2 protein-coding genes are annotated in these 4,885 nt (G+C 44.2%); one reads left to right on the top strand and one right to left on the bottom strand.

Annotated elements, in window-relative coordinates; translation table 11 throughout:
* Positions 1 to 199 precede the first annotated feature (199 nt).
* The gene (locus CAG69_RS19615) at positions 200 to 919 is read left to right on the top strand and encodes a beta-ketoacyl-ACP reductase (protein ID WP_161445775.1); all 720 of its coding nucleotides are present in this window, start codon (positions 200 to 202) and stop codon (positions 917 to 919) included.
* Positions 920 to 1,206: 287 nt separating this feature from the next.
* On the opposite strand, the gene CAG69_RS19610 is transcribed toward CAG69_RS19615, so the two are convergent.
* On the bottom strand, positions 1,207 to 4,725 hold the full coding sequence (locus CAG69_RS19610; RefSeq protein WP_161445773.1) for an AAA domain-containing protein: 3,519 nt from the start codon (positions 4,723 to 4,725) through the stop codon (positions 1,207 to 1,209).
* Between the last annotated feature and the right edge of the window lie 160 nt (positions 4,726 to 4,885).

The following is a 4,885-nucleotide window of genomic DNA, read 5'->3' as shown; positions in this document are numbered from 1 at the left end:
CTTTCTTACGTTGATCTTGCCATAGTCATCAAGTTGCCTTGATTAGTTCACATCCGACTCCCAGACTGTTTCTATAGTTTTTATAAGATATAAAAGCCCCTGCGTATGAGAAGCGCAGCTGTAACGCGACTAGGCATAAAAACAAAAAACGCTAGGGATACAAGCGAATTTGTACTCTCAACATTTAAGGAAGACCAAGATGAAAGACGAAAAAGTCGCCGTCGTTACAGGGGCTGCTCGCGGTATAGGGCAGGCCATTTGCGAGCAATTACTCGAAGATGGATTCCACGTCGTGGGACTAGATATCTCGCCTGTAGAGTGGAGTCAGTCGCCAAACCTTTCAAGTTATCAAGTGAATCTCTGTGAGGCCGCAGCGGTAAGTGAAGTGGTCGACCGCATCGTCGCGAAACATCAACGCATTGATGTTCTGGTCAACAACGCCGGGATAACGAGAGATGCACTGCTGCCAGACATGTTAGAGCAAGACTGGGACAGCGTTATCGACGTGAACCTAAAAGCGGTGTTTTTACTCACCCAGCGCGTTGCTCCTGTCATGCTAGAGCAGGGTGCAGGTAGTATTGTTAGCATTTCTTCTATAGTGGGAACGGATGGTAATATCGGCCAGAGCAACTACGGCGCAAGTAAAGGCGGCGTTATTTCTATGAGTAAAGGCTGGGCGAAAGAACTTTCAAGAAAGGGTGCACAGATACGCGTCAACTGTGTCGCGCCAGGTTTTATCGCTACCGACATGACAAAGAGCTTGCCTGAAAAAGTCATTCAAATGATGGAAAGTAAAACGCCTCTGGGACGCATGGGCTCTGCGCAAGACATTGCCAATGGCGTTGCATTTTTAGCGTCTGATAAAAGTGCGTTTATAACCGGACAAGTGCTCAAGATTGATGGTGGGTTGGTGTTATAACTCGCCAATCAAAACGTCAAATAACAAACGCCCTTTACTTATGTGAAGGGCGTTTTTGTTTGGGGAACGTTAATTGAGCTGTTGGTGCGTTTTTGCCACATTGTCATTTTCGCTCATAAAATCGCTTGCTCTTCTAGCCCCAAGTTTTCCCCAATAAAACTCATGTGAAAGGCGTGCAACTTACTTCGTAATTGCTCATTAAAAGTGAATAATTAGCAATCAACTGTCTGAGGGTATGCTGAAAATGATTTTGAGTCACTTCGGGACAAAAGAGTGACGCTTTGTGTCTACGTCACGGGCTGCTTGTTTGTGTTGCAGCTTCGGCTATTTAAGAAGTTGAGTTGAGTTTTGATCTCCTTCTCTAACTCTCCGACATAGATTAATGATGTCTCGATATTGGCGTATTTTCCGCTTCTGCTTGCACTAAACCAGTTGAATGACCCCACTGCCATATACCGATCATCAGCAAAAACGCTTTTACTATGGACACCATTTATCACATTGATAACGATACCAAGCTGTTCCAAGGTCGTGCAGCAATGTTGAAACGCTTTTACTTTATTGGTATCCGGGTGGTTTGCGACAGTGGTATTGAAATGTCTGTCGGTGTGTATGGTTATCTGGACACCTTTCTGCAGTGCTGTTTTTAGTAGTTCTAACAGCCCAGTTGATTGCAGTTTGTCTAGCAGTAACCAAGGCGATACGATATCTATTTTTCGTTGTACTTCCCTCAGCAGTTTTGATAAAAACGCATCGTGCTCTTCGGCATTGGTTAGCAGTTTCGGATGGCCGCATATTTGTAATAAATCGGGGCGTTGACCAACACTAAATTCAAGCTCATTTCGCTCGTCAGTGAAGAGATACTTGGCGAGTAATCCTCGTGGAGAAGCTGATGGCGCAGCTTCAATGATATCCAAATCACCAAACACCAAGAATGCATCTTTGGCTCGAGAGACAGCGACGTTGAGCATTGACGGATCCATATCGATAAACCCGCCATCGTTGTGTCTGGTGTATACCTGGGAAAAAATAATTATTTTGCGTTCAGCACCTTGAAGAGAGTGAACGGTGCCGGCGGTTAGTTGGTCATCCCCTTTGCCTGCTTTGATATCGAACTCACCACACGCAGTCTTGATCTGGTTCACTTGAGCTGAAAATGGAGTAATGATACCCACACACTTGGCCAGTGGCTCACCGTAGTAATTCTCTATTTCAACCTTATTGGTATGTAACCATGCAGCGATAGTTTCTGCTTCTAACTTATTGCGTCGGCTGCCGCTAAATGATTCCGCGATACCGTCGACGTGCAAATGACTGAAAGGAGAGAAGAGGCTACCTTCGGTCGCTAGTCCTCGCTTGGGGACCAGGATACCTTGGTAGCAAAGGTCGTTGCAGTATGAGATCAATTCGTCGTAGCAGCGTCTATGTTCTTGCAAAAACATTCCAGGCTCAGCTTCCGGCATATAATGAAAGCGGCTTGCTTGTTGTGCTACATGCATCACACTGCCAGTCACTACACTTCGGCCTTCCTCTTGAATGACTGTGTATTCATCATCAGAGCTGATAACTTTATGCTGCTTTAAATTGCCTCGGTCAATTGATGAGCACACATTTCTAATCGGCGGGATCTGGTAAATATCACCAATCACCAATGCTTTTTTGGCTAGAGAGAACGAGGCCGCAGCAACTTCTGGAGCTACTTGACCCGCTTCATCAACGATCAAAAGGTCGATTTCATTAAGCAGATAGTCAGTTTCAAATTCATTATTCCCAACGTGAGACTGGTAAGTCATATGAGAAGGCAGAGAATGGAACGTTGATACAATGCAAGGAGTGAGCATCATTCGGCGTTGCCAGCGCGGACGAACCGTTTTCAGACCTGTTTTCCGGGCCTGCTTGTTCAGCCCTTGACCCAAATCTCGGCAACTGAGTAGCCAGCATGCTTCCCAGTAATGGACAGCTAAGCGGAACATTCGAAAACGGATCGTGATATCTAAAACCGAATCGATGTCGGTCAATTGTGGAATAGTTTGTTCTGGAGAGTCTTCAGTAAAGTTATTGATAGAATCAAGCCAATTCAGTTGTGATTGCTCAAACTCTTGATACTGTTCTAACCAAGATTGATACCGATTTTTTTGTTCGTCAAAATCGTCTTTTTTACTAGAAAATATTTGCTTGAGTAGGCTCTCAAATCGGTCTGATGACAGGTTTTCAATTTGCTCTTCATCGTGCTCAATAAGGTTAAACATGAAACTCCTACGCTGGAGCTCAAGTTTATTCTTGATTGGCGGTAACCACTTAAACAGAGTTAACCATGTAGATTCATTGCCGAGGTAGCTTCGCCACGCAGTTAACTGTTCTTTGGCGTTATCTTTCAATACTTGCGCATTAGAAACGGCTTGTTGTTGATCTGCCAATGTTTGTTGGGGATTATGCCCCAGCCGAGAATGGATGTCAGTCAGTTGGCGGTTGTAGTGATGCCAATTGTTTTGGATGTAATCTAACTGGTTTTGATGTTGGCGCAATTCGGCATGGAGATGCGCTTTAACTTGCGTTACATCAGCAAAATTTTGTTGTGGAAACGCCTGTTTTGCTCTATCCAAATAATGCGCTTGGGCTTGATCGACAAAATCCAACTGCTCGACTTTTTCATAGAAATGCTTAGTTTGGTAACTTTTGGCAGCTTCCATTTCTCCATACGCCGATGGCAGGTAGCCACCATAGCTAAAAATGTCAGGTAACCATCGGCCCGATAGTTCGTCCTCGCCTTCATCGAAGTCTTTACCAAAAGCATCAATGATGTTGGTTACTGCTTGATTATTAGTCGATGCCGCAATGATTAGCGGCGGCTGACTCTCTTTTAGCGCAGATTCGATCCACAGTGACGCGACTACAGATAGAACAAACGTTGTTTTACCTGTGCCAGGAGGACCATTTACCGCAAGAATATCGCCTTCTTGCATAGCTAAGGTATGGGCCAAAGCATCGCATTGTGCTTTAGCTAGCGGGAATTGACTATTTGAGTGGCCAAAACGCGAATTCACTGTATGAGATACATCAATACATTCATCGTGGTTGGTTACTGTTTTTACCGCGTAACTATCAAGCAGAGGCAAGGTTGTGCTTGAATTGCTTAGGTTATCGTACAGTTTTAAAATATGCCTTGAAGCACCCGGGCACTCGTTGGTTTTGTTGACTAAGCCACGACTTTCAATGTCTTCGTAGAACTGCTCGATTTGGTTTCTATCGCAGTAATCGGCAAATAGTTTTTGAGTGAGTCCGTAGTAGTTGTGCCAATCTTTTTGATGGTTCTGATACTGTTCTTCTTGTTCGAATTTGGCAGGAATACTTTCATTAGACAGCGCTGGAATTTCATTTGTTGTCAGGAATTCATCGATCTTATCAACGTCAGCGATAGTAAAGGTGTCATTTCCTTGAGGAGCAAGCAAATCACGAGGTATGAATGGCGCGGTGTGAGGAAATAATAGTCCTTCACGATTGACCCATAAAGAGCAGACAATCGGTGTCAGTACACCAGGCATATTACCACTGTAATCTTTGCCATGAACTTTCCGAAGATAATAGGTGATCGGTCGATGATGAATTTGTACGGCGGTTAGGGTATCTGGTTCATTGCGAAACAGATCTTCTAGCAATGTAGAATCAGGTTTAAGCTTACCTTCTTTGAACTCGTCGGTTGTCGCTCGCACATAATTCTTCAGATCTTGTTTTTTTAATGCACCTTTCGCGCTGTCGGCATCGGCAAGAGAATTACGCCAATAGTGAATCCAGCCCTGATTATTCATACCCGGTCCTTGAAATTTTCGTGTTAAGCGTGTGATTTTAGTCGAATATCTCCTTGCTAAGGGAGTGTTTTTTGTAAGAACTTTGAACAATTTCTTACTTGGAGATCTTTTAGTCATTCGGATGATGACTATTCGAGCAGTCGAAGAATTGGGGCAGGAG

Origin of the sequence: Vibrio sp. V43_P6S15P86, assembly GCF_009904725.1 — a bacterium.
Classification (GTDB): domain Bacteria; phylum Pseudomonadota; class Gammaproteobacteria; order Enterobacterales; family Vibrionaceae; genus Vibrio; species Vibrio diabolicus.
Note: the sequence above shows the minus strand (reverse complement) of the source record. Positions and strands in the feature narration are given on the sequence as shown.

Bases quoted from the DNA above. Each gene is read 5' to 3' on its own strand.
- CAG69_RS19615 (WP_161445775.1), top strand. From the start codon at position 200: ATGAAAGACGAAAAAGTCGCCGTCGTTACAGGGGCTGCTCGCGGTATA.
- CAG69_RS19610 (WP_161445773.1), bottom strand. From the start codon at position 4,725: ATGAATAATCAGGGCTGGATTCACTATTGGCGTAATTCTCTTGCCGAT.